This is a genomic window from Pedobacter jeongneungensis (assembly GCF_039538295.1).
Taxonomy (GTDB): Bacteria; Bacteroidota; Bacteroidia; order Sphingobacteriales; family Sphingobacteriaceae; genus Pedobacter; species Pedobacter jeongneungensis.
In genome coordinates this window covers 286504-310115 of record NZ_BAABBY010000009.1, presented here as the reverse complement: position 1 = coordinate 310115, position 23612 = coordinate 286504, and the positions used below count along the sequence as shown (strand labels likewise).

Here is a 23612-nt window from a genome sequence, read left to right as displayed (position 1 = left end):
TTGATTAATGAATTCCCATAAATAACCTGCTCCACCTTATTTTATGTAAGAAAGAAGCGGTACTATCCCAGCTCATCCAAACAAATAAAGCTTTACCCACAATATGATCTTCCGGAACGAATCCCCAATAGCGCGAATCGGCAGAATTATGGCGGTTATCACCCATCATCCAGTAATAATCCATTTTAAAAGTATAAGTGGTAGCTGGTTTATCATTAATGTACCAAACCCCGGCTTTTTGTTCTACTTTATTTCCTTCGTAAGTTCTGATGGCCCTGTAATAAAGTGGCATTGTATTACTGTCAATATTAACGGTCCATCCTTTTGAAGGGATTTTAATTGGTCCAAAGTTATCCCTGTTCCACGCCCGGTTCGGATCGTTCGGGAAAACACCGCCCTGTACAGGCCCTGGTGCATCGGGACTTAAATTCACTGATTTTACAAAATCGAAAGTTTTGAGTTTCTCTGCAATTTCGGGCGAAGCATCTACTATATAGGTATTTGTAGCAACCGCTGGCGAATTACCAAGGTTCAGGTTAAATTCGTCAAGTGCGGCATAGTTAAAATCCATTGTTTTGAACTCAATGCGGTAAGGCATCATCCCGGTATTTTTCAAAGGTTCATTTTTACCGTTTACATTGGCAATACCATTGCTCATCGAAATTACATCGCCCGGAATACCAATGCAGCGTTTAATAAAATTCTCACGCTTATCAACCGGCCGGTCGATAATGGTAAAAGTACTCCTCACCTGCTGACGGCCCAAACTACGTTCTAAAGCATAATAACTTTCTGCCTGGTTTTCTACCGCAACAGTATCTCCTTCAGGGAAGTTGAAAACCACAACATCATTTCTCTTGATTTTTGACAAGCCTGGCAAACGGTGATATTTCCATTGTACGCCATCCCAGTAAGCTTTGGTAGAAGTAGTTAACGGCATGGTGTGGTGCGCAAAAGGAAAGGCAACTGGCGTCATCGGGATACGCGCACCATAATTAACTTTACTTACAAAAAGAAAATCGCCGATCAATAATGATCTTTCCATCGAACCAGATGGAATGGTATAAGCTTCTATAAAGAAAACGCGGATAATGGTTGCAGCTACAACAGCAAAAACAATGGCATCTACCCATTCGCGGGTTTTAGATTTTTTCTTCTTTGTGGCATCCTTTTTTTTCTGCCAGAATTTGTAATTCATATATCTTAATTTTGGTCCGCGATCAACTTAATCGGCTCCCCCCTGGTATCTTAATTGGTTAATTGTTTACCCTTCGACCACGCTCAGGGGGTTAATTGGTTAACTGTACAAATTGGTTAACTGAAACTGTCAATTGCCAATTGAAAACGGTTAACTTAAAACTAACTCTTATTCAAAAATATCGGTAATGTTAAAAAATCCCTTTTTATCTTTCACCCATTCTGCTGCTACAACTGCACCCAAAGCAAAACCTGCCCGGTTGTGTGCAGTATGTTTAATTTCAATTTCATCTACTTCACTGCTGTAAATCACAGTATGTGTACCCGGGATATTTTCGATCCTGTGCGATTCGATCAGCAACTGTTCGGCTTTTGGAAACAATTCAACATCTGTTCCCACCACTTCATTTAACCATTCCTGTTTTCTATCCAGGTTATCAACAATACCTTCGGCCAGGGTAATGGCTGTACCACTTGGCGAATCGAGCTTTTGAGTATGGTGGATTTCTTCTACCTGCACTTCGTAAGCCGGATAATTGTTCATTAGTTTAGCCAAAGTTTGGTTCAACTTAAAGAATAAATTAACGCCGATACTAAAGTTAGACCCATAAAGCAGTGTATTGTTACTGTTGCTGCAATCATCTTTAACTTCCTGCAATTTGCCGTACCAGCCGGTGGTACCCACTACAACGGGAACATTGGCATCAAAACAGGCATCAATATTTTTCAAAACCGAATCCGGCGTACTAAAATCAATCGCTACGTCAGCCGATTTTAAATTTTGCCTGGTTAAATCTTCCTGATTATCTACTGTAACTTTTAAAACGATTTCGTGACCGCGTTCAAGTGCAAATTTTTCGATAATCTGACCCATTTTGCCGTAACCTAAAAGCGCAATTTTCATTTCTTTATATTATTTTCTTTTTTGTGATAGATTTAATTGCCTGTGAGACACCTTTAACGGTTTAAAGGTAATAAAAGCATTAAGATTTCATATTGATCAGGGGCAATCATTTATTTTATTACATTAAAAAGTAAGGGAAAGCTTTAAGGCAGGGCTTGCGTTGAAACCATACATGGTATCAGAACCGATTACCGATGGCATTACTTTAAATGAAAGGTTATTATCAATATTGAAAAAATGCAAACGTGCAGCTACATAAGCATCGATAATGTTAGCTGCATACAGTAAGCCATATGAAAAATATACAATCTGCGAATTCCGCTTGTATAAACTTTTCCCATCCAGAATTCCCTGATCGGTGTACTGTGTTAAATCTGACTTTTTACCTGGATTTTGCTCACGGTATTGTGCTTCTGCTAAAAAGCGGCTGTAATTTTTCCTGCTGTCCATAAGAGATAAGGTAAGTGCCGTAGCACCACCGTAAATGGCTACAATTTTACCGCCGGTATATATTTTTTGAAATACCTGGCTTTTGCCTGCCCTGGTACCATAACCATCGCTTAGTAACTGGATATTGTATAACTGCCCCCAGCCCGGTATCAGCATCGATCTGAAAACAGCTTTCCTGCCGGCAACTTTACCCGGGTTTACATATTTCGCTTTTAACGAATCCTTTCTGGTTAAAGGTTTCCTGGCTGTATCTAAAGATTTGGTCAGTTTTACTTTCGAAGTATCAGCTGGTTTTAATACCGTATCCTTAACCTGCGCCGTGGCAAGGTTTACCATAAAAAATGTAAATAGAGAAACCAGTATTAAAAGTTTAGTCCTCCGCATTACCAGTCTAATAACTCTAAAATCCTGTTTAAGTCGTCGTCGCTCATAAAAGGGATTTCGATTGCCCCTTTACCGTTCTGACTTACTTTTAATTTTACACGGGTAGCAAATTTAGAAGCCAGATCGTCCTGCAATTTTTTATATTGAAAAGAAACGGCCTTTTCTTTTTGCTTCTCGCCTGCAGGTAAAGGAATATGCTGCAAATTGCGCACAATTTCTTCTACTTTACGTACCGAAAGGTTTTTATCAAGAATTTCCTGGTGGATGTATAACTGCTTATCCACCCCATCAACATTAATTAAAGCCCTTGCATGGCCCATGCTGATTTTCTGATCGCGGATAGAAGCCTGTATCGCTGGCGGAAGCTTTAACAAACGTAAATAATTGGTCACCGTTGTACGGTTTTTACCAACACGCTCCCCCAACTGTTCCTGTTTTAAACCTACCTCATCAATCATCCGCTGGAAACTCAAAGCCACCTCAATGGCATTTAAATTTTCGCGCTGAATATTTTCGATCAGAGCCATTTCCAGCATTTGCTGGTCGTTGGCACTGCGGATATAAGCCGGAATCTGTGTTAAACCGGCCAGTTTCGAAGCCCTGAACCTGCGTTCGCCCGAAATTAACTGGTATTTATTGGCGCCTAATTTCCTTACCGTAATCGGCTGGATCAGGCCCTGTATTTTTATCGAATCGGCCAGCTCATTTAAAGCTACCTGATCAAATTCTGTACGTGGCTGGTATGGATTGGTTTCAACTTCAGTTAAACTTACGTGACTGATATTGCCAATCTGCTCGGTTTCGCTTACAGCATTTACCTGCTGTTTCGGCGGATGAGAAGATTCGCTATCATCTAAAAGCGCACTTAACCCTCTTCCTAAACCTGTTTTTCGCTGAAAAGATGTCATCTATAATTTATAAAGTTGCTGTTCCAATGTTTTCTTCTTCCTTTAACAGGCCGTTTTTCTTTACAATTTCGCGGGCAAGGTTAAGGTAGTTAATTGCCCCTTTACAGTTGGCATCGTGCATAATTACCGAAACGCCATAACTCGGTGCTTCACTTAAACGGGTATTACGCTGGATAATGGTATCAAAAACCAGTTCGTTAAAGTGCGTTTTCACTTCTTCTACCACCTGGTTCGATAAACGTAAGCGTACATCGTACATGGTTAATAAAATACCTTCAATTTCCAGATCGGGATTTAAGCGGTTCTGTACAATTTTAATGGTATTTAATAATTTACCCAAACCTTCTAAAGCGAAATACTCGCATTGTACGGGAATAATAACCGAATCTGCAGCGGTTAAAGCATTAATGGTAATTAAACCCAGTGACGGAGAACAATCGATAATGATAAAATCATACTGATCTTTAATTTTCTCCAAAACCGCCTTCATTTTATACTCACGGTTGTTCAGGTTAATCATCTCGATTTCCGCACCAACCAGATCAATGTGGGCAGGTAATAAATCTAAATTGGGTGTATCTGTTTTCTGTATGGCCTGTAAAGGATCGATATCATTAATAATACACTCGTAAATACTGTCTTTGATATTCCGGGGATCGAAACCGATACCTGAAGTTGAATTTGCCTGAGGATCAGCATCTACCAGTAAAGTTTTGTATTCTAGAACGGCCAAACTCGCAGCCAGGTTTATAGATGAAGTTGTTTTACCAACACCACCTTTTTGATTTGCTAATGCAATAATTTTGCTCATCGTATGTATCCGAAATTTACTTAACGTTTATTTGGGCTGTGTTATTTATGCGTTTAAATTGCCAAAAAGTTCTATTTTTGCCATGTTTACGGCCTTTTTCACAATCAGCTAAGATACAAACTATATGGCAATTTTAGCAAGAAGCGCATTTGGGTTTTACACATCTTATTAACAATTTGTACATGATCACAATAATAGCCGCCACAAACAGACCCAATAGCAATACGCTAAAAGTTGCCAAATATTACCAGAGGCAACTAAAAGAAAAGGGTATTGATGCCCATTTGTTCAGTTTGGAGCACTTACCTATCGATGTGCTTAATACAGATATGTATGGCAAAAGATCGGAAGCTTTTCAGGAAATCCAGGATATGATTTACCAGACCGAAAAGTTTTTATTCATCATGCCCGAATACAATGGCAGTTACCCTGGTGTGTTAAAAGTGTTAATCGATGCCTGCAATTTCCCCGATAGCTTTTATGATAAAAAAGCGGCTTTAGTCGGCATTTCTTCTGGTAAATATGGCAATATCCGCGGGGTAGATCATTTTACAGGCGTTTGCCATTACATCCATCTCAATATTTTACCGCTTCGCCTGCACATTCCAAATATTAAGGCCGAACTAGATGCCGAAGGCAATTTCAATCATCCCGATACGATAAAATTTACCAGCGAGCAGATTGAAAAATTCATTAACTTTTAAAAAACAACTTCCGATCATTTTCTGAAAATCGCAGACCGTTCCGTAGGAACGATTCATGGGTAGCCAATTGCAAATTGGCGTTATCGTTCCGTAGGAACGTTTGGTGTTTTACCATTAATATCTCTACAGGCCGTGCCACCTAAACCGATGGAAGCGGTCCCGATTTTTCATCGGGATAAAGCGTACAGCGGGATTGCATTAGCCTAAACCCTACCGAACCTGCTTTCCAAAAAAAACATTTAATGCGTCAGGCGTGAAGCCAGACGCTACGGTACATAACGCATGTGATTCTATCAAATTTCAGAAAAGCAAAACCTGTGTTTCATGGTAACGTTAGACCTGTTTTCCGCTCATACGCCTGCAGGCCTTAGCCGCCGGGCCGGTATCCGCTTCAACCAGGTTTAAGGAACAAAAAACTGCACGTAAAACCTTCATAAGCTTCTCTCAAAAGATAAACTTCTTTCTGCATCCTGTAACCCCAAATCTTATTACAGGCCGTGCCACCTAAACCCGATGGAAGCGGTCCCGATTTTTCATCGGGATAAAGCGTACAGCGGGATTGCATTAGCCTAAACCCTACCGAACCTGCTTTCCCCAAAAAAAACATTTAATGCGTCAGGCGTGAAGCCGGACGCTACGGTACATAACGCATGTGATTCTATCAAATTTCAGAAAAGCAAAACCTGTGTTTCATGGTAACGTTAGTCCTGTTTTCCGCTCATACGCCTGCAGGCCTTAGCCGCCGGGCCGGTATCCGCTTCAACCAGGTTTAAGGAACAAAAAACAGTATTTCAAACGAAAAAGACCGACAGTTCAAAATGATAAAAACCCTTCCAAAATGAAAAGGTTTTTTGAAGCGTTTTTATAGATCAAAATGAAACCAAAACCATATCTCATTAAAAAACAATAACTTACAAACAAATCAAAGCCATTGGCATAACAATTGGCAACAGCCCGGCGAGACGCTATTTATTTAACCTTTGTTATGTAAATTAGTTCATCAGTAAACAGATTTAATTATAACCTATTTTTACCACAAAAAAGGAGAGAAAAATTCGCTTTGCGCCCCTTAGTGAAAAACCTTCTGCCCTTTACGGTTAAACTAAACACCATGAAAATAAAAACCAAGCTCCGCCTCGGATTCGGGTTTCTCTTTATAATCGTTTTATCCTTCGGGTTAATTGCGCTCTTTTATTTAAACGAGCTTTCCGATAAATCGAAAGTGATTCTTAAAGACAACTACAAATCGCTAAAATATGTTGCCGCCATGCGCAACATCACCGATCAGTATTCTTTTCCCTTAAGTGGTACACAACAGGCCCTGTTTACCGAAAACTTAAAAAATGAAGGCACAAATATTACCGAACCAGGCGAAAAAGCAGCTTTTCTACAGTTAGAAAAAGCTTTTAAAGCACTGGGCATACAGCAGCCAGAAAATGTTAAAACAAATAGCATTAAAGATTTACGCCTGGCGCTTCAAAACATAGAACAGGTAAACATGAAAGCCATTTATGATAAAAATGAACTGGCCAATGAAACTTCCTCGAGGGCAAACCTCTACATCATGATTGCTGCTACCCTAAGCTTTATCATCCTGTTTACTTTTATTGTTAATTTTCCCGGCTTTGTGGCCAATCCGCTTGCCGAATTCAGCGCAGCCATAAAACAGATCAGCAGAAAAAATTATAAACAACGCCTGCATTTTGAAAACGGAGATGAATTTACCGAACTGGCCGACTCATTTAACGGTATGGTGGTTAAATTAAACGAATGGGAAAACAGTAATTTATCGAAAATAAAATCCGAGAAATCGCGTATCGAAGCCATTATTGCGCAGATGCAGGATGCCATTATCGGGCTGAACGAAAAGGGCGAAATCCTGTTTTTAAACCGCCTGGCCGCAAAACTGATGAACCTCGACGAGGATAAGGTAATCGGACAAAATGTTGCGGAATTAATGCAGAAAAATGAGCTGTTAAAACGCATCATCAAACCCGAAACAGATGATAATACGCTAAAAATATATGCAGATGATAAGGAATCTTATTTCCTTTTGGAGAACCGCGAAATTATTATCCCGAACTATGAGGAACAGGAAGAAAAAGCTTTAATTGCTGCTTCAAAATCGGCAGGAAGTGTTTATATCCTGAAAAACATTACCCAGTTTAAAGAACTGGATGAAGCCAAAACCAATTTTATCGCTACGGTTTCGCATGAGTTAAAAACGCCCTTATCATCCATTAAAATGAGTTTAAAACTGCTTAATGATGAGCGCGTGGGTGCAATGAACGAGGAACAGCACGAGCTGTTGAATCATATTAAAGAAGATAGCGACAGGCTTTTAAAAATTACGAGCGAACTGCTCGATCTTTCGCAGGTAGAAACCGGTAACTTAAAACTCACCTTCGCGCTTACCAAGCCCGAAGATATTGTACAATATGCCATAGATGCGGTTAAATTCCAGGCCGAACAAAAATCTATCAATCTCGAATTAAATTGTGATCAAAACCTCCCCAATGTAAATGCCGATATCCAAAAAACGGCCTGGGTACTGGTGAACTTTTTATCGAATGCATTACGTTATAGCTCTGAGAAATCTAAAGTAGTAATCGATGTTTTTCAAAAAGATAAATTTATCGAATTCTCGGTGCAGGATTTTGGAAAGGGAATCGACGAAAAATACCAGAAACGTTTGTTCGACAGGTATTTTCAGGTACCAACTGATGGTCAGAATAAATCGGGATCTGGTTTGGGATTGGCCATTTCGAAAGATTTTATAGAAGCCGAACAGGGCAAAATATGGGTAGTAAGTGCCATTGGAGAAGGCAGTAAATTCTGTTTTAGTTTGCCTGTTATGGCTTAGGGAAATGGAAGATGGAAAATGGAAGAGGTAAGATGGAAAATGGATAATTCTGCGTGCATCAGTGTAATCTGCAGGAAACAATTTACCATCGAGTGTACTGAGATTTATAAGAGAATATAGGTAAGTAATGATGTAACGGCACCCCAAATACTCAATACTTAACTGATATTCAGCTTCATTTCTTAAAAGAGTAATTTTTCATCTCAAAAAAATTACATACTTTTAGCCAATCTAAATTTATACTAAAATGAAAAAATTAATTCTCTTAATCTGCCTCACGGCGGGTTTATTCGTTGCTAACAGTCACGGTCAGGAAAAAAAAGTAGCTGTTGTTAGTTTCTACACGGTTAAACAAATCGGCCTTACCGATTTTGGCTCAGCCGCTGCAATTGCAGCCGTAACCAAACTTGGAAACGATCCCAACTTTAACATGGCACCGCTGTTGCAAAATTTCCACAAACAGTTTTTTGAAGATTACTCAAAATCATTTCCTTTTCAACTTTTACCAGAAAAAGAAATCATTACTAATGAGGCTTATAAAAATTTTGTTCCCGCCGGTGATGGAGGCAAAGGCTTGTTTAAAGATGATGTAAATCTTCCAATTGAAGGATATAAAGTAATCCTTCCCTTATCAGGCAACAAGAATGAAGAAAGTCTGATTAAAATTTTTAACCAGGCAGATGGTATAATGAAAGTTTACATTGATTTTAACTTAGTTAAAATCGGACTTGGTGGTATGGGCGTGGTAAAAGTAGAAGCATTTGCTAATATTGTACTTTACAACAAGAAAGGTGATAAAGTATTTTCTGCACGTGAAAGTGCAAAATCGAAAAATGTAAGTCCGTTGGTTGGTGGGGTTCCGGTACTTACACCCGAAAAAATACTTCCAATGTGCGAAAGTGCTTTAACTGAACTCATGGCTGATCTGCAAAAAGGATTACCTAAGCTTATCAAAAAAGCAGATTCAAAATTATAGCAGAAATAAACCCAGAATATAATTAAAGAGCCCTTGATCAGTTATCAAGGGCTCTTTTGTTTTATACAATATAAGGCTCCATTTCCTTATCAATGCTTTTACGCAGTTCCATCAATTTTATAGCATAACCATGCATCGCAATCTCTTTTTCTGTTTTTGGTTTGAAAGAAGGGATTACTTTTGGCTGCCCGTCATCATCAACGGCTACAAAAACAATAATGCAATGGGTGTTTTTCACAAAGTCGGTTTGTCCAACGGGTTTTGAAAAGGCATCAACCGCGATGTGCATACTGGTTTTACCGGTGTAAATAATCCGGGCTTCCATTTTTACCAAATGACCGATGTGCACGGGATGGAAAAATCGGATTCCCCCAACATATACCGTTACGCAATAACTTTGGCTCCACTGTAGTGCACAGGCAAAGGCGGCCTGATCAATCCATTTCATCATCATTCCACCATGCACCTTACCACCGTAATTAACATCAGAAGGTTCGCTTAAAAATTGAAGTTCGATATGATTTTTCGTCCTGGGCATGGGGTAGCTTGTTTGATTTAAAGGTTTTGCTAAGATATTATAAAATAGATGAGCCACAAAATCATTTAACCACAGATAAAAAGGATAAACACAGATAGAGATATATTATCCGTGTTTATCCCCGCCTGAACGGCTGGGCAGGTGTGTCCATCTGTGGCAAAAAAAACAATGAAAAAGTCGTAGCGAGACGCTACGACTAGAGAAGTTGGAAACAACTGACGCCACGAAATTTATTTTGCCATAATGCTTATCGCATATCCCCCACCTGGTGCACAATATTGCGTTAATTTCGTTTTATTGGTTACTTCCATTTTGCGAATGGTATAAGCTTTCGGATTGGTTTCATAATGGGCATCCTTCGCATCCGCGTAAATGGTTGCGGTATATTTTTTACCAGGATCAAGGAAGCTGAAATCAATTTTTGAAGTACGGGCTTCTTCATCGTTGGTACGGCCCACAAACCAGTTGTTTTTTCCTTTAGCTTTACGTGCGAAAGTGATGTAATCGCCAGGTTCTGCTTCCAAAACTTTGGTATCGTCCCAATCTACCGCCACATCTTTAATAAACTGGAAAGCATCCATGTACTTGTTATAGGTTTCGGGTAAATCGGCAGCCATTTGCAGCGGACTGTACATGGTTACATAAAGTGCCAGCTGACGGGCCAGTGTACTGTGTACAAAGGAAGTATTTTCAGGATTATAAGCACTTACCTTAGTTTCGAAAATACCTGGTGTGTAATCCATCGGTCCGCCAATTAAACGTGTAAAGGGCAAAATAGTAGTATGATCGGCATTATTACCGCCAAAAGCTTCGTATTCTGTTCCCCTGGCCGATTCGTTTCCGATTAGATTTGGATAAGTACGTGCCAAACCTGTGGGGCGAACCGCCTCATGTGCATTCACCATGATTTTATATTCAGCAGCTTTTTGGATCGCATACAAATAATGGTTGTTTAACCACTGGCCATAATGGTGTTCTCCCCTTGGAATCATATTGCCTACATAACCGCTCTTAACGGCATCGTAACCATTGGCTTTCATAAATTTATAGGCCGTATCTAAATGGCGCTCATAGTTGCGTACCGACGAAGAAGTTTCGTGGTGCATAATCATTTTAATGCCTTTACCTGCTGCATAACGGTGCAGTTCTTTTACATCAAAATCCGGATAAGGCGTAACAAAATCAAAAACATAATCTTTCGTTTTACCAAACCAATCTTCCCAGCCTTCATTCCAGCCTTCCACCAAAACGGCATCGAGTCCGTTTTTTGCAGCAAAATCGATGTATTCTTTTACATGAGCGGTATTTGCGGCGTGTTTTCCGTTAGGTTTTGTTTTGGCATAATCGGTTACGCCCAATTGCACGCTTGTTAAATCGTTGTAGGCCCAGGTACTTTTTCCGGTAATCATTTCCCACCACACACCCACATATTTGGTTGGTTTTATCCACGATACATCTTTGAATTTAGTGGGTTCGTTTAAGTTATAGGTAAGCTTTGAAGTTAAAATATCAGCGGCTTTATCGCTCACAATTATGGTACGCCATGGCGATAAACAGGGTGCCTGCATATAACCTTTATCGCCAACGGCATCAGGCGTTAACCAGGATTCTAAAACCATGTTTTTATCATCGAGATTTAACGACATTAAAGAATAATTGATCAAAGCAGCCTCATGGATGTTGATGTACAAACCATCTTTGCTCTTCATCATCAAGGGCGTTTGTAAGCCGGTTGGCGAGAAAGTAGTTTGTGATGCATTTGGTGTTACCGCAGCTTTCATTTTGCCCCTAACCTCCGACAAATTCGAGGTCACCGTGCTGTATTCCTGCGTATCATAATCGCCCGGAAGCCAAAATGCTTTATGATCTCCGGCCAACGCAAACTGGGTTTTCTCTTCTTTTATGACGAAATAATCTAAATTTTTCTGTTCCGGGAATTCATACCTGAAACCTAAACCATCGTTAAATAAACGCAAACGCACGATAATGTAACGGTTAGTTTCTTTTTGCGTTAAGGTTACCGCCAGTTCGTTGTAATGGTTTACGATTTCTTTAACCTCACCCCAAACCGGTTTCCAGGTTTCGTTAAAAGTGCTGGTTTTGGTATCGGTGACAGAGAAACCGTTCATTAAAGATTTCCCGTCTTTAAGTTCTAAACCTAACTTACTCGTTTTAATCACCTCCTTGCCTTTATATTTTAGGCTATAGGTAGGCACTCCTCCGGTTGCCAGCGAAAAATTGGCCACTAAGTTTGCATCAGGCGATTTTAATTCCTGTGCAAAGGCAACTGAACCTAAAAGGCACAGGCAGATAATTAAATATCCGGAGAGGTTAAAAAATTTACTATTTTGATTTCTATTCACTGTATATAAATTTAATTTTTTTAATAATTAGCGTTAATGGCATCTTTACGACCATATTCGCTCACTTAACAAGTGCTAATTGACACTAAAACACTCAAATTTGAGACTAATAGTCTCTCGGGCGACACTAAAACACTCAAATTTGAGACTAATAGTCTCTCGGGCGACACTAAAACACTCAAATTTGAGACTAATAGTCTCTCGCGTGACACTAAAACACTCGAATTTGAGACTAATAGTCTCTCGCGCGACACTAAAACACTCGAATTTGAGACTAATAGTCTCTCGCGTGACACTAAAACACTCGAATTTGAGACTAATAGTCTCTCGCGTGATACTAAAACACTCAAATTTGAGACTAATAGTCTCCCGGGCGACACTTGCCATCCGGCGACTTCAAATTATTTCCGGGAACGTTCCCGAAACTTACCAAAAAAATAGCTAAGTGCACATTAATGTAAGGGTTTTAAAGCGGTTAAGGGATTGGTTAGTTTTTTTATTCATGTTATCATTTATTTATTGTTACTATTTAATCAATTTGAAATTGATGATTTTGGTTTCTATGTTCCGGTTCGTGGCGACACATACCGCGGCGGGAAATATAATCAGAATCAAACATCACTCAAAACGTATTTAATTACTTACAAACCGATTATGATCAGATGTTCACTCATGCAAAATAGATCATGAAACAAGTTCAGGATAACGATTCCCATGCAAGTTCCAAACCTCGCAGGTTTTTAAAACCGGCGAGGTCTAAATTAACATTACTCCAAAAGCAACGCGTCATCATCATCCGTTAAGCTCAACTGTACGCTATCACTACCGGCAATTCCTTCTATGGAGCCGCGGATGTGTGTAGCATTTAACAATACTTTTTCCAGTTGCTTTTCGCGGGCTTTCCATAACCGTTCCATGGCATCTCGCTCCCGTTGGATGGATAATTTCATGCTCATAAAACCTTCCCTAATGGCTTTCCATTGTTCCGAAAACTCCGCTCCCATCAGGTAATCGTAAAGCATATGCATTTTATCACCACGGTTTTCCTGCGATTTCATGGCACTCGATAAACGTAAAATCCCATCACGCAGCACATAGGCCACCGCATTTACTTCCTCGAAAGAACAGATCCAAACGCCATCCCGCTGACCGAAACAATCCATACCTTTAGGGTAACACTGGCTCACAATTACGGCTACATCAACACCCATGCTCCGCATGTCTTTTTTCAGTTTTTCAATCCAGTCGCCACCAAAATCTTTGGTGCGTTTACTTTCATAAATAATTTTGCCGCATTCCTGTCCAAACTGGTTGCGTACCACCTGCACACAATCGGCCCCGCGCACCCCTTTGCCAACCTCTTCAATTAAATCGAATGGGAAATTGCTCCGCAGCAGTTCTTCCAGGATAAGCTCCTGCACCTCGCCCTGTAATTGCATACTGCCTTGCTCGGCCTTGCGTTTCATTTCTTCGGCAAGCTTTTTCTGGTCGTCGAGCTGTTTTTCCAGTTCCTTTACACGCAGCTGGTGTTCGGTATCCCTGATGCTGTTTTTTTCGGCCTCCTGCTTACGGATCTGCTCAGCGAGTTCGTTACGCTGCTCCTGCATTTTACGCTGAAAAGCCAGCTCCATTTCTTCCTCTTTCACTTTCAGGCTTTCTTCGCGGCGCAGAAACTCCAGTTCTTTCTCCCTGGCCAGCCTTAATTTTTCGGCATTGTCTTTCGCAGTACCTTCCAGCATCTGCAGTTTCGTTTCAAAATCAGCCGCTATGCTTTTGCGCAGGTTTTCTTCCAGGTTATCTTTAAGTTTGGTTTTCTCTTCTGCCAGTTGAAGCTCGAAAGCTTTTTGTTGCTGCAGTTTTTCAGCATCTAAAGCCGCAACCTTATCCTGATATTCCTTGTCGCGCTGCTTCGTAAAAGACAGCATTTTTTCACGCAGTTCCTTTTTATAATCTTCGGCCATGGCTTCTTCCATCGGAAAAACATGGGCACAGTTGGGGCATTTTATTTCGGTAGGCATAAATTATTATTTGCTACAGTAAGTGCTGCAGTTTACAAATATATTAAAGCTTTTTCAGGATTAGACAGGCAAGTTTTGCACCATTTAACTAAAGTACTTTCGATCTCACTTCGTGCCCCACGGTTAAAATTTTACTTACCGGGCATTTACCTGCAATATCTTCCAGCCTGCTTTTTTGTTCTTCAGTTAACTGTCCTGTGCAGGTAATCTCTTCAAAAAACACCATTTCGCCATTCTCTGTATCGGTGTTTACCACTACTTCTATTTTATCAACCGGCCATTCTTTTCTATCCACATACATTCTTAAGGTGATGGCCACGCAGGATGCCAGAGAAGCCATTAACAATCCTTTCGGAGCAAAACCCTTGTGTGTTCCGCCTAATTCTACCGGTTCATCTACAATGATATCGTGAGAGCCATTACTTACCGAACACGCATAGTGCTCTTTATTTATTGTTGCTTTTACCATTCATCGGATATTTTAAAATATTAAACATACCAAATTTTATGCTTTGTTGAGATTTTACGAAACATTATAAGATAGCATTTGTTCCTTTTAAAAATGCTACGTTATGAAATACAGAAAGTTAATCGGAAAATATTTAAAGCACGAAACAGATAACAGTGCAAAAATAGCACTTGCCCTGGTGGCTGGTTTAGCCGCAGGTGCAGTGATCAGTATTTTATTTGCACCTGATAGCGGTGCAGGTACCCGGGGAAAAATTGCCGGTGGTGCCAGAAATCTGCGTTACGGATTTCAGGACAAGTACAATCTTTTGAAAGAAAAGGTTTTTGGGGTTGAAGCCATTGAAGAAGATATCGTTGAACAAGAAATACCTCATTTTAAACATACGGTTACCAAAAAACGCAAATCGGATGTGAAAGAGATCCTGGAAAATGCGCATGACAATGGCCAGGTACAGGAAGGACAGGGATAATGCCCTCCGAAATAATAAGTATATCTTTAGATTTACTTTATAATCAATACTATTTTTTCACCATATGAGATATTTAAGGATCATATAAGTTTATGTGTTCTTATATTTCTTATATGGTGAAAGCCTTGTGCTTATCACATCTATTCATCTGGCTTAGGTGGTAAATTGAATAGCATATTCTTTTTTATGAGTACCTCAGCCATACGAGGTCACCTTAGTTTAGTATATAGCCTGATAAGGTAACTACAAATCACAAAACGGCCGTCACCCCGACCGAAGCATTGCGGAGTGGAGAGCGCTATCGGGTCAACTCGAAATGACGGGCTTGCCAGGGTAATTTCTTAGCTTTACCGGAAAATAGCTTCACATGTTTTTTATCCTCTCCAAAATATTATTGTTCCTGATCAAGCCCATTTTATGGGTTGGTGTGCTTTTAATTTTAGCCCTGGCAGTCAAATCCCCAAAAAGGAAGAAACAATTTTTAATATTAAGTCTAATTGTTTTTTTCTTCTTTTCGAACGGTTTTATTGCCGGCAAAATAATAAACAGTTATGAAGCTGGTTATCCTAAAAATCAGCAATATGATGTAGGGATTGTACTTGGAGGCTTTTCGGGCCTAAATAAACGAAATAATGAAATTGCTTTTAACTGGACCAGCGATCGGTTATTCCAGGCAATTGCTTTATATAAAAAAGGACAGATTAAACAGATTTTGCTAAGTAGCGGAAGCGCAAACCTGATTGATAAAGAGGTTAAAGAAGCTAATCTGGCCTTAAAATATTTAAAGCTGATCGGTATCCCCGATTCGGCCATACTGATTGAAAACCAGAGCAGAAATACCATCGAAAATGCACGGTATAGTTTAGCACTGATTGCAAAAAAGAATCCAAAGGCCAAAATTCTGGTGATTACCAGTGCCTGGCACATTCCAAGAGCCAAAATCATTTTCGACAAGCAAGCGAAGCATAAAATTGAATATTATCCCACCAATTTTTCAAGAGGTACTGAATTTGAATTAGGCGATTTCATCATCCCCAATACATCTGCATTAGGTACATGGGAAATGTTATTTAAAGAATGGATTGGTTTGGCTGTAGACCGCTATAGACGTTAACCGTTTTTGGGTTAATCGGTTAACTGTATGCTATAGTTCTACAATTAACCGGTTAACCAATTTATACAGTTAACCTAAAAAAGTTATCCCTCTATCGCTTTCCAAAGCATATCTTTTAGCTCCAGAATATTTTTTTCGGCTACTGAAGAAATAAATATGGATGGAATACCCGGCAGGTCCTGTTTCATTTCATCCATCAGTTCGTCATCCAGCATATCTGATTTGGTAATGGCTAAAACGTGTGGTTTTTGCATCAGTTCGGGATTGTATGATTCCAGTTCGCTTTTAAGGATTTCGTATTCTTCTTTAATTGAACGGCTGGTATCGGCCGGAACCATAAATAACAGCACTGAGTTACGCTCTATGTGGCGTAAGAAACGGTAGCCCAAGCCTTTACCTTTTGACGCACCTTCGATAATCCCCGGGATATCGGCCATTACAAAAGATTTTCCTCCCCTATAACTTACAATACCTAAATTAGGAACAATGGTAGTGAAGGGATAATCGGCAATTTCCGGCTTAGCGGCAGAAACTACAGAAAGCAAAGTAGATTTACCGGCATTCGGGAAACCCACCAAGCCTACATCGGCCAAAACTTTTAATTCTAAAATGTTCCAAACCTCTTGCCCCTGCTCACCAGGTTGTGCAAAACGTGGCGTTTGCTGCACTGAATTTTTAAAATGCGCATTACCTAAACCGCCACGACCACCGGCCGTTAAAATTTTGGTTTCGCCATCTTTGGTAATTTCGAAAAGCACTTCTCCGGTTTCAGCATCTTTAGCGATGGTGCCGAGCGGAACTTCCAGGATTTCATCTTTACCCTGTTTGCCAAATTTATGCGAGCTACCACCAGCGCCACCATCTTCGGCAATGATGTGTTTACGGTATTTCAGGTGTAATAATGTCCAGATGTGGATGCTGCCTTTAACGATAATGTGGCCACCGCGACCGCCATCACCACCATCAGGTCCGCCCATGGATGTTAAAATATCACGATGTAAATGTGCCGATCCTGCCCCGCCCTTACCCGAACGGCAACAAATTTTTACATAATCTACGAAATTCGAACCCTGTGACATATATTATTGTTGAAATGTTTTAATGTTGGGAATTTTAAGATGACAATTCCTTTAAAATTAAAGAGTTATAACGTTTTAACATTATAACTCTTTGTATGTTTTTGAAATATGATCCGGTTAACAGATTAACCCGATACCATTTGATTAATAATTGATATTTGATATCTGCGTTTTAATACTCGATATCTAATACTGCTACTTAAACTTTATACTGATCAATTACTGCGCAAAGATCGTTATATACCGTTTCTATTTCGCCAATTCCGTTTACCTTGTTTAATTTCCCCTGCTCCTCGTAGTAAGGCAGCACATGGATGGTTTTATCAAAGTATTCTGAAATACGTTTTTTTAGTTTTTCAGCGTCATCATCTGGTCGGCCACTCACTTTATGGCGCTCAGCAATACGCTTTGTTAATTCGTCCTGATCTACATCTAATGCGATTACGCCTGCAATTTTACTGCCTTTGCGCTCTAAAAATAAATCAAGCTCTATCGCTTGTGGAACGGTACGCGGAAAACCATCAAACACAAATCCTTTCGCATCAGGATTTTTATCTACCTCTTCTTCCAGCATGGCAATTGTAATCGCATCAGGTACCAATTCTCCGTCAGCTAACAATTGACTAACTTTTTTTCCTAATTCGGTTTCTCCTTTAACGTGTGCTCTAAAAAGATCGCCTGTTGAAACGTGTACCAACTGATATTTTGCAATCAGCTTTTCAGATTGGGTGCCTTTACCCGCCCCTGGAGGGCCAAAGAGAACTAAATTAAGCATTCAAGTTGTTTAGGTTGTCTTCAAAATTAAAAAAGCCTTATTCCTATGGCTCTGTTAAAAGTAAGGTTCAAATCACTGATTAATAGGATTAGACATTGCTTACTTTCAAGGCTGCAAATATATAATTATTAATTTAGATGCCATTTATAATTGATAATTTATTTAAAAAAGGGCCATTTTGATGACATTTATCTTATTCTGCAAAGAATCTTGTGCAATTTTAATATTTTACAGAATATTCTTGAAATTGTGAGTCTGCCCGCCAAATAATACCTTTAAGATTTATCCGAAGCTGAGAATAAAGAGGTTACTGACTATAAAATATGAATTGGAAATACTTTGCTTTAATCAGCATAAAAAATACCTGAAAAGCTTGTAAAGCAAAAAAGGATCTCATAAAATGAAATCCTTTTTTTGTGCACTTGTAGGGATTCGAACCCCAAACCTTCTCATCCGTAGTGAGATGCTCTATCCAATTGAGCTACAAATGCATTTCCGTATCGTTAACGGACTGCAAAGGTATAATTTGATATTTTAATTTCCAATTAAATTTTAAAAAAAATCTCAAAATAATCTCTGCAATTTAAGCTTTATGCACCTAGTGCTTCATTAATTGCTTTGAAATCAGGTAAATCCTTTGCATTTTCCAAAACTTCAGCATATGCAATTTTTCCTTCTTCATCGATTACAAATGCCGCTCTTTTCGAAACTCCTTTTAATCCGAAGGCAAATTCATCATAAAATGCACCAAAAGCTGCAGATACTTCTTTGTTAAAATCAGACAGCAAAGGAAACTGGTAATTTTGCTCCTCTTTAAATTTGGCCAAAGAGAATGGAGAATCAACAGAAATACCGATTACCTGTGCATCGATGCCCTCATAATAACTGAAATTATCCCTCATGGTACATAATTGTTCGGTGCAGGTTCCGGTAAAAGCCATCGGGAAAAAGTGAATAACTACTTTTTTGCCTTTAAACCCGGAAAGAGAAATTTCTGTTAAATCAGAACTGTATAGTTTAAAATCAGGGGCGGTATCGCCAATTTGTAATGCCATTATATTTTTTAGTTAATGTATATTGTTAAATGTTTTAATTGCTTCATTGTTTCAAGGCTCACTACTTAAAACTGTCCTTTCATTTGTTCATCTAAAATCTTTAAGCCCTCTTCAAAAGAGTGTGGATTGTAACCTAAATCTTTAATCGCTTTATCGAGCACGAAACCAGTTTTAATTGGCCGCTTAGCTGTTTGGTTTAAACTTGCCGAACTGATTTCGTTTATAAATGTTTTATCAAGGCCCCAATAATCGGCAACTTTCCGCACTAAATCTGCAATACTCATGTAATCTTTGCCCGATATATGATATACTCCACCGGCATTTTTCTCAACAGCTAACAAACAGGCCTCAGCCAGATCTTCGGCTAGGGTAGGCATACGCCATTGATCGTTCACTACATTTACAGGAGATGCTTTTTCTAATGCGCCCTTTGCCCACAGCACAATATTGCTCCGGCTCATATCATTGGTAATCCCATAAACCAGGATCGTTCTTAATATGGACCAGTTTGCTTTTGAATCTTTGATCAGCGTTTCGGCCAACACCTTCGATTCGCCATAATAACTTACCGGGTTAACAGGATCATTTTCCTGATAAGGCCCATCGGCACCATCAAAAACAAAATCGGTACTTAAATGAATCAGCTGGATGTTGTTTTCTTCGCATATAGATATTAAAGTGTGTACAGCATCAACATTAAGCTGATGGCATAATGCTTTATTCGCTTCACAAGTATCAACATTCGTCATTGCTGCCGTGTGGATTACCGCATCAGGCCGGTACTTTCTGACAACGTTTTTAACCTGCTCCGCATCTAAAATATCCATTTCTGCATATTCGTAACCTTCTTTAACAGGATATCGGTTTAGTCCTTTGGAAGTGGCAACTAATTTTACCCTCCCCTCCGCCAAAACTTTTTCCGTTAATTTCTGCCCCAAAAGGCCGTTACTGCCTGTTGTTAAAATGGTTTTCATAAGCCCTTATTAAGCCTCTAAATTATCTATTAAAACCGTGTTAAAAAATTTTATAATATATATTTAAAATTCAGTAAGAATAACTTAACTTTGCCAACCGAATTGGAGCCCCTATAAACAGCTTTAATTCATTGACTGTAATAAATTTACTCACAACAGATATGCCTAACTTAGGAAAAATAGCACAAATTATCGGCCCAGTGGTTGACGTTAGCTTTGCTGATGATGCCCATCTACCTAAAATTTTTGATGCGTTAGAGATAACGAAAGAAAATGGACAAAAAATTGTTTTAGAAGTTCAACAGCACTTAGGTGAAGACCGTGTACGTGCAATTTCAATGGACTCTACAGATGGTTTGGTTCGTGGTATGAAAGTAGTTGATACTGGCGCTGCGATTAAAATGCCAGTTGGCGACCAGATTAAAGGTCGTTTATTTAATGTAGTTGGTGAAGCGATTGACGGTATTAATGCAGTTGATAAAACTGATGGTCGTCCTATCCACGCTACTCCTCCTAAGTTTGAAGATTTATCTACTGAAACTGAAGTACTTTTTACAGGTATTAAAGTAATCGATTTATTAGAGCCATATGCAAAAGGTGGTAAAATCGGTTTATTCGGTGGTGCTGGTGTAGGTAAAACAGTATTAATTATGGAGTTGGTAAACAACATCGCTAAAGCTTATGCTGGTTTATCAGTATTCGCAGGTGTTGGTGAGCGTACTCGTGAGGGTAACGATTTACTTCGTGAGTTTATCGAATCAGGTGTAATCAACTATGGCGACGAATTCTTGCACTCAATGGAAAAAGGTGGATGGGATTTGAAAGCTGTTGATACTGAAAAATTAAAAGAATCTAAAGCAACATTGGTTTTCGGACAAATGAACGAGCCTCCTGGTGCACGTGCACGTGTGGCATTATCAGGATTAACTGTTGCTGAATATTTCCGTGACGGTGATGGCGAAGGCGCTGGAAAAGATATCCTTTTCTTCGTTGATAACATCTTCCGTTTTACCCAGGCAGGTTCTGAGGTTTCGGCGCTGTTAGGTCGTATGCCATCAGCAGTAGGTTACCAGCCAACATTGGCAACTGAGATGGGTTTAATGCAGGAGCGTATTACTTCAACAAAACGCGGATCAATTACATCAGTACAAGCGGTATATGTACCTGCGGATGATTTAACTGACCCGGCTCCGGCAACAACTTTTGCCCACTTAGATGCAACTACAGTACTTTCTCGTAAAATTGCTGAGCTAGGTATTTATCCTGCGGTAGATCCACTGGATTCTACTTCACGTATCCTTTCTCCTGCTGTTTTAGGTGATGAGCACTATAACACTGCACAACGCGTTAAAGAAACTTTACAACGTTATAAAGAATTACAGGATATCATCGCGATCTTAGGTATGGACGAATTATCTGAAGAAGATAAATTAGTAGTATCAAGAGCACGTCGTGTTCAACGTTTCTTATCTCAGCCTTTCCACGTAGCTGAGCAATTTACAGGCTTAAAAGGCGTATTGGTTGACATTAAAGATACCATTAAAGGATTTAACATGATCATGGATGGTGAAGTTGATGAGTATCCTGAAGCTGCATTTAACTTAGTTGGTAGCATTGAAGATGCGATCGAAAAAGGTAAAAAATTATTAGCAGAAGCGAACTAAGAGAGACGTGAGACACTAGATATGAGATATGAGAGGGACTTGGTCTCAAATCTTATATCTCAAATCTCAAATCTATTCAAAATGAATTTAGAAATATTAACTCCAGATAAAAAAGTTTTCGAAGGTGAAGTAACTGCGGTTACGGTGCCTGGTACTTTAGGTTCTTTTCAGATTTTAAAAGACCACGCCGCTATCATCTCTACTTTAGAAGATGGAGAAGTTATTATAAAAGCAAACAAAGCCGATGAGCAACGCTTTTTTATCAAAGGCGGTGTAGTTGAAGCGATCCACAACAAAGTTGTGGTTTTAGCAGAAGGTATCGCTTAAACAAAAGGTTAACTCATTTATAAAGCCTCCCGATTTAAAAATCGGGAGGCTTTTTTGTTTAACTTAAAGTTTCAAAAAATTAAAATCAGCATCGTCACCCTGAATTTATTTCAGGGTCTATTTTGCAGTAAACATACATTACACAAAAAAGCTATTATTATAGTTGTTACTTAACAAACCCGCAAACCGCAGCAATAAATTCTTTATTGTTTTCATAATAGAGCATGTGCGAACCAGCTAACTGCACCACTTTCTGATTGATAAACTTATAATTTTTATAATAATCCGGTCCAACAGCGTGATCTTCCTTCCCTGTTATAATTAAAGCCGGAATTTTAATTTTATCGGTTAACAAGGCGTAATCCTTAAAATATTCAGGGTATTGCTGAACTTTTGTACTATCTACCAACGGCATAAAAAGCATCATTCCGAAATCTGATGTACGCTTATAAGAATTTTCGATGCTGTCCATTTTGATAATCGTATTCACATTATTGGCAATGTATTTATACCCAAGATGAGCTGCACTTAACTTTTTTCGGACTAAAGCCGCGCTACTCATTAATTTTTTAAAATTCGTTTCATTTATAGTGGTATCCCTTTTTAATAGCCCGTACCCATATTCAATTTGTTCCTGCATCTGATTTGAATTCATAAAATGGGCAATTGTATTGGCCATGATGATACCAGTTAAGTGTTCAGGATATTTTAACGCATAATTAATCGCCAGAACCCCACCAAATGAATGGCTGAGTAAATACACTTTTTCTACACCCAATTTTAACCGCAGCTCTTCAATATCTTGCACAACCCGATTTAAACTATAGTTACCCGCATTTTGCGAATGCCCTGATCCTCTTTGATCGAAATAAACCATAGTTAGGCATTTCTCCAGATTTGCACCACCCATCTTTTCAAAGGAAAGGAAATCCTGACCAGGCCCGCCATGCAGATAGATACAAACAGGTCCCTTACCAGCTACTTTAACCGATAATTTTATACTATCTGAAGTCAAAACTGTATGGTTGCCAGCTTTAAGCTTAAGCGTTGAATCTGGTGAAGAACAAGCAGCACACAATAGGATCAACAACATCACAAATAAATTATTTTTTATCATAGGTAGGTTTTATAGAATCAAATTACATAACTATTTCCAATAAGCAACAAAACTGATATAAGTATGTATTGATTTCTCACTTAAAGTCAATAATAATTTCTTCAATTTTACCAACCAAATTTTCAATTTTCTGAGCACTTTTACCCATTTTAGGCAGAAAAACAGAAAATTTACAATGCAAGCATAACAAACATACCATATACCGTTTTGATATTTAGTCTACAGCTGCCGGCATTAAATAACTAACCAAACTCCTATTAAGAATAAAATTCTGTTTTAAATACAAATAAAAGAATAATGTTCCGATTTAACTTTTTTATGATTTCTCTTGCATATTAATGAACCAAAAACTAAATTGGTTTTATAAACAATAAGATAAGAATGACAACTCAAAATAACACATTTACTACCTATACAACTGCAAATGCAGCCAGGTATATTGTGTTGTTACCA

General features: G+C 39.0%; 21 protein-coding genes and 1 tRNA gene. 7 read left to right on the top strand and 15 right to left on the bottom strand.

Annotation, left to right across the window (positions count from 1 at the left end):
• Positions 1-4 precede the first annotated feature (4 nt).
• From lepB to ABD769_RS19015, 5 genes are all read right to left on the bottom strand, one after another.
• The gene (gene lepB / locus ABD769_RS19035; protein ID WP_344852947.1) at positions 5-1198 is read right to left on the bottom strand and encodes a signal peptidase I; all 1194 of its coding nucleotides are present in this window, start codon (positions 1196-1198) and stop codon (positions 5-7) included.
• 168 nt (positions 1199-1366) lie between these two features.
• Positions 1367-2101: a 4-hydroxy-tetrahydrodipicolinate reductase gene (gene dapB, locus ABD769_RS19030; protein WP_344852946.1), complete on the bottom strand. Its 735-nt coding sequence runs from the start codon at positions 2099-2101 to the stop codon at positions 1367-1369.
• A 123-nt stretch (positions 2102-2224) separates the two neighbouring features.
• Positions 2225-2887 (bottom strand): DUF5683 domain-containing protein, encoded by a 663-nt coding sequence (locus ABD769_RS19025; protein ID WP_344852945.1) that lies wholly within the window; start codon positions 2885-2887, stop codon positions 2225-2227.
• A 47-nt stretch (positions 2888-2934) separates the two neighbouring features.
• Complete coding sequence (locus ABD769_RS19020; protein ID WP_344852944.1) at positions 2935-3843, bottom strand: ParB/RepB/Spo0J family partition protein; 909 nt, start codon at positions 3841-3843, stop codon at positions 2935-2937.
• Between the two features lie 7 nt (positions 3844-3850).
• Positions 3851-4654 (bottom strand): ParA family protein, encoded by an 804-nt coding sequence (locus ABD769_RS19015; protein ID WP_113950964.1) that lies wholly within the window; start codon positions 4652-4654, stop codon positions 3851-3853.
• A 182-nt stretch (positions 4655-4836) separates the two neighbouring features.
• On the opposite strand from ABD769_RS19015, the gene ABD769_RS19010 reads away from it, so the two are divergent.
• The 3 genes from ABD769_RS19010 to ABD769_RS19000 all read left to right on the top strand — a co-directional run bounded on the left by ABD769_RS19010 (position 4837) and on the right by ABD769_RS19000 (position 9197).
• Positions 4837-5358, top strand: a complete 522-nt coding sequence (locus tag ABD769_RS19010; protein ID WP_344852942.1) for an NADPH-dependent FMN reductase — start codon at positions 4837-4839, stop codon at positions 5356-5358.
• A gap of 1111 nt (positions 5359-6469) precedes the next feature.
• On the top strand, positions 6470-8221 hold the full coding sequence (locus ABD769_RS19005; protein WP_344852941.1) for a HAMP domain-containing sensor histidine kinase: 1752 nt from the start codon (positions 6470-6472) through the stop codon (positions 8219-8221).
• 247 nt (positions 8222-8468) lie between these two features.
• A complete protein-coding gene (locus ABD769_RS19000; RefSeq protein ID WP_344852940.1) occupies positions 8469-9197 on the top strand; it encodes a hypothetical protein in 729 nt (242 codons plus the stop codon).
• A 61-nt stretch (positions 9198-9258) separates the two neighbouring features.
• Here the strand turns inward: ABD769_RS19000 and ABD769_RS18995 are convergent, their stop codons facing one another.
• The 4 genes from ABD769_RS18995 to ABD769_RS18980 all read right to left on the bottom strand — a co-directional run bounded on the left by ABD769_RS18995 (position 9259) and on the right by ABD769_RS18980 (position 14585).
• Positions 9259-9735, bottom strand: a complete 477-nt coding sequence (locus ABD769_RS18995) for an acyl-CoA thioesterase (RefSeq protein WP_344852939.1) — start codon at positions 9733-9735, stop codon at positions 9259-9261.
• 230 nt (positions 9736-9965) lie between these two features.
• Positions 9966-12098: a glycoside hydrolase family 97 protein gene (locus ABD769_RS18990; RefSeq protein WP_344852938.1), complete on the bottom strand. Its 2133-nt coding sequence runs from the start codon at positions 12096-12098 to the stop codon at positions 9966-9968.
• A 767-nt stretch (positions 12099-12865) separates the two neighbouring features.
• Entirely contained in the window at positions 12866-14116 is a 1251-nt protein-coding gene (locus ABD769_RS18985; protein WP_344852937.1) for a DUF2130 domain-containing protein, read from the bottom strand.
• An 88-nt stretch (positions 14117-14204) separates the two neighbouring features.
• The gene (locus tag ABD769_RS18980) at positions 14205-14585 is read right to left on the bottom strand and encodes an OsmC family protein (RefSeq protein WP_344852936.1); all 381 of its coding nucleotides are present in this window, start codon (positions 14583-14585) and stop codon (positions 14205-14207) included.
• A gap of 103 nt (positions 14586-14688) precedes the next feature.
• Between ABD769_RS18980 and ABD769_RS18975 the strand changes: the two genes are divergently transcribed.
• Both ABD769_RS18975 and ABD769_RS18970 read left to right on the top strand, forming a co-directional pair.
• Entirely contained in the window at positions 14689-15054 is a 366-nt protein-coding gene (locus ABD769_RS18975; RefSeq protein WP_344852935.1) for a YtxH domain-containing protein, read from the top strand.
• A 367-nt stretch (positions 15055-15421) separates the two neighbouring features.
• On the top strand, positions 15422-16168 hold the full coding sequence (locus ABD769_RS18970; protein ID WP_344852934.1) for a YdcF family protein: 747 nt from the start codon (positions 15422-15424) through the stop codon (positions 16166-16168).
• An 83-nt stretch (positions 16169-16251) separates the two neighbouring features.
• Here the strand turns inward: ABD769_RS18970 and obgE are convergent, their stop codons facing one another.
• The 5 genes from obgE to ABD769_RS18945 form a co-directional block, all read right to left on the bottom strand.
• The gene (gene obgE / locus ABD769_RS18965) at positions 16252-17247 is read right to left on the bottom strand and encodes a GTPase ObgE (RefSeq protein ID WP_344852933.1); all 996 of its coding nucleotides are present in this window, start codon (positions 17245-17247) and stop codon (positions 16252-16254) included.
• A 199-nt stretch (positions 17248-17446) separates the two neighbouring features.
• On the bottom strand, positions 17447-18022 hold the full coding sequence (locus tag ABD769_RS18960) for an adenylate kinase (RefSeq protein ID WP_344852932.1): 576 nt from the start codon (positions 18020-18022) through the stop codon (positions 17447-17449).
• A gap of 417 nt (positions 18023-18439) precedes the next feature.
• A tRNA-Arg gene (locus ABD769_RS18955) sits at positions 18440-18513 on the bottom strand.
• Between the two features lie 99 nt (positions 18514-18612).
• Positions 18613-19077 (bottom strand): redoxin domain-containing protein, encoded by a 465-nt coding sequence (locus ABD769_RS18950; RefSeq protein ID WP_344852931.1) that lies wholly within the window; start codon positions 19075-19077, stop codon positions 18613-18615.
• Positions 19078-19142: 65 nt separating this feature from the next.
• Positions 19143-20051 (bottom strand): SDR family oxidoreductase, encoded by a 909-nt coding sequence (locus ABD769_RS18945; RefSeq protein WP_344852930.1) that lies wholly within the window; start codon positions 20049-20051, stop codon positions 19143-19145.
• A 161-nt stretch (positions 20052-20212) separates the two neighbouring features.
• Here ABD769_RS18945 and atpD point away from each other — a divergent pair, with 161 nt between their 5' ends.
• Positions 20213-21715 (top strand): F0F1 ATP synthase subunit beta, encoded by a 1503-nt coding sequence (gene atpD / locus ABD769_RS18940; protein WP_025145829.1) that lies wholly within the window; start codon positions 20213-20215, stop codon positions 21713-21715.
• Between the two features lie 81 nt (positions 21716-21796).
• Positions 21797-22042, top strand: a complete 246-nt coding sequence (atpC, locus tag ABD769_RS18935) for an ATP synthase F1 subunit epsilon (RefSeq protein ID WP_113950937.1) — start codon at positions 21797-21799, stop codon at positions 22040-22042.
• A gap of 166 nt (positions 22043-22208) precedes the next feature.
• Here atpC and ABD769_RS18930 read toward each other — a convergent pair whose 3' ends face one another.
• A complete protein-coding gene (locus ABD769_RS18930) occupies positions 22209-23159 on the bottom strand; it encodes an alpha/beta hydrolase (protein ID WP_344852929.1) in 951 nt (316 codons plus the stop codon).
• Positions 23160-23612 lie beyond the last annotated feature (453 nt).

Coding starts and splice junctions, on each gene's coding strand:
- ABD769_RS18975 (WP_344852935.1), top strand. CDS start 14,689: ATGAAATACAGAAAGTTAATCGGAAAATATTTAAAGCACGAAACAGAT.
- ABD769_RS18930 (WP_344852929.1), bottom strand. CDS start 23,159: ATGATAAAAAATAATTTATTTGTGATGTTGTTGATCCTATTGTGTGCT.
- lepB (WP_344852947.1), bottom strand. CDS start 1,198: ATGAATTACAAATTCTGGCAGAAAAAAAAGGATGCCACAAAGAAGAAA.
- ABD769_RS18960 (WP_344852932.1), bottom strand. CDS start 18,022: ATGCTTAATTTAGTTCTCTTTGGCCCTCCAGGGGCGGGTAAAGGCACC.
- ABD769_RS19020 (WP_344852944.1), bottom strand. CDS start 3,843: ATGACATCTTTTCAGCGAAAAACAGGTTTAGGAAGAGGGTTAAGTGCG.
- obgE (WP_344852933.1), bottom strand. CDS start 17,247: ATGTCACAGGGTTCGAATTTCGTAGATTATGTAAAAATTTGTTGCCGT.
- atpD (WP_025145829.1), top strand. CDS start 20,213: ATGCCTAACTTAGGAAAAATAGCACAAATTATCGGCCCAGTGGTTGAC.
- ABD769_RS19025 (WP_344852945.1), bottom strand. CDS start 2,887: ATGGTAAACCTTGCCACGGCGCAGGTTAAGGATACGGTATTAAAACCA.
- ABD769_RS19005 (WP_344852941.1), top strand. CDS start 6,470: ATGAAAATAAAAACCAAGCTCCGCCTCGGATTCGGGTTTCTCTTTATA.
- ABD769_RS18970 (WP_344852934.1), top strand. CDS start 15,422: ATGTTTTTTATCCTCTCCAAAATATTATTGTTCCTGATCAAGCCCATT.
- ABD769_RS19015 (WP_113950964.1), bottom strand. CDS start 4,654: ATGAGCAAAATTATTGCATTAGCAAATCAAAAAGGTGGTGTTGGTAAA.
- ABD769_RS18945 (WP_344852930.1), bottom strand. CDS start 20,051: ATGAAAACCATTTTAACAACAGGCAGTAACGGCCTTTTGGGGCAGAAA.
- ABD769_RS18980 (WP_344852936.1), bottom strand. CDS start 14,585: ATGGTAAAAGCAACAATAAATAAAGAGCACTATGCGTGTTCGGTAAGT.
- ABD769_RS18950 (WP_344852931.1), bottom strand. CDS start 19,077: ATGGCATTACAAATTGGCGATACCGCCCCTGATTTTAAACTATACAGT.
- dapB (WP_344852946.1), bottom strand. CDS start 2,101: ATGAAAATTGCGCTTTTAGGTTACGGCAAAATGGGTCAGATTATCGAA.
- ABD769_RS19000 (WP_344852940.1), top strand. CDS start 8,469: ATGAAAAAATTAATTCTCTTAATCTGCCTCACGGCGGGTTTATTCGTT.
- atpC (WP_113950937.1), top strand. CDS start 21,797: ATGAATTTAGAAATATTAACTCCAGATAAAAAAGTTTTCGAAGGTGAA.
- ABD769_RS19010 (WP_344852942.1), top strand. CDS start 4,837: ATGATCACAATAATAGCCGCCACAAACAGACCCAATAGCAATACGCTA.
- ABD769_RS18995 (WP_344852939.1), bottom strand. CDS start 9,735: ATGCCCAGGACGAAAAATCATATCGAACTTCAATTTTTAAGCGAACCT.
- ABD769_RS18985 (WP_344852937.1), bottom strand. CDS start 14,116: ATGCCTACCGAAATAAAATGCCCCAACTGTGCCCATGTTTTTCCGATG.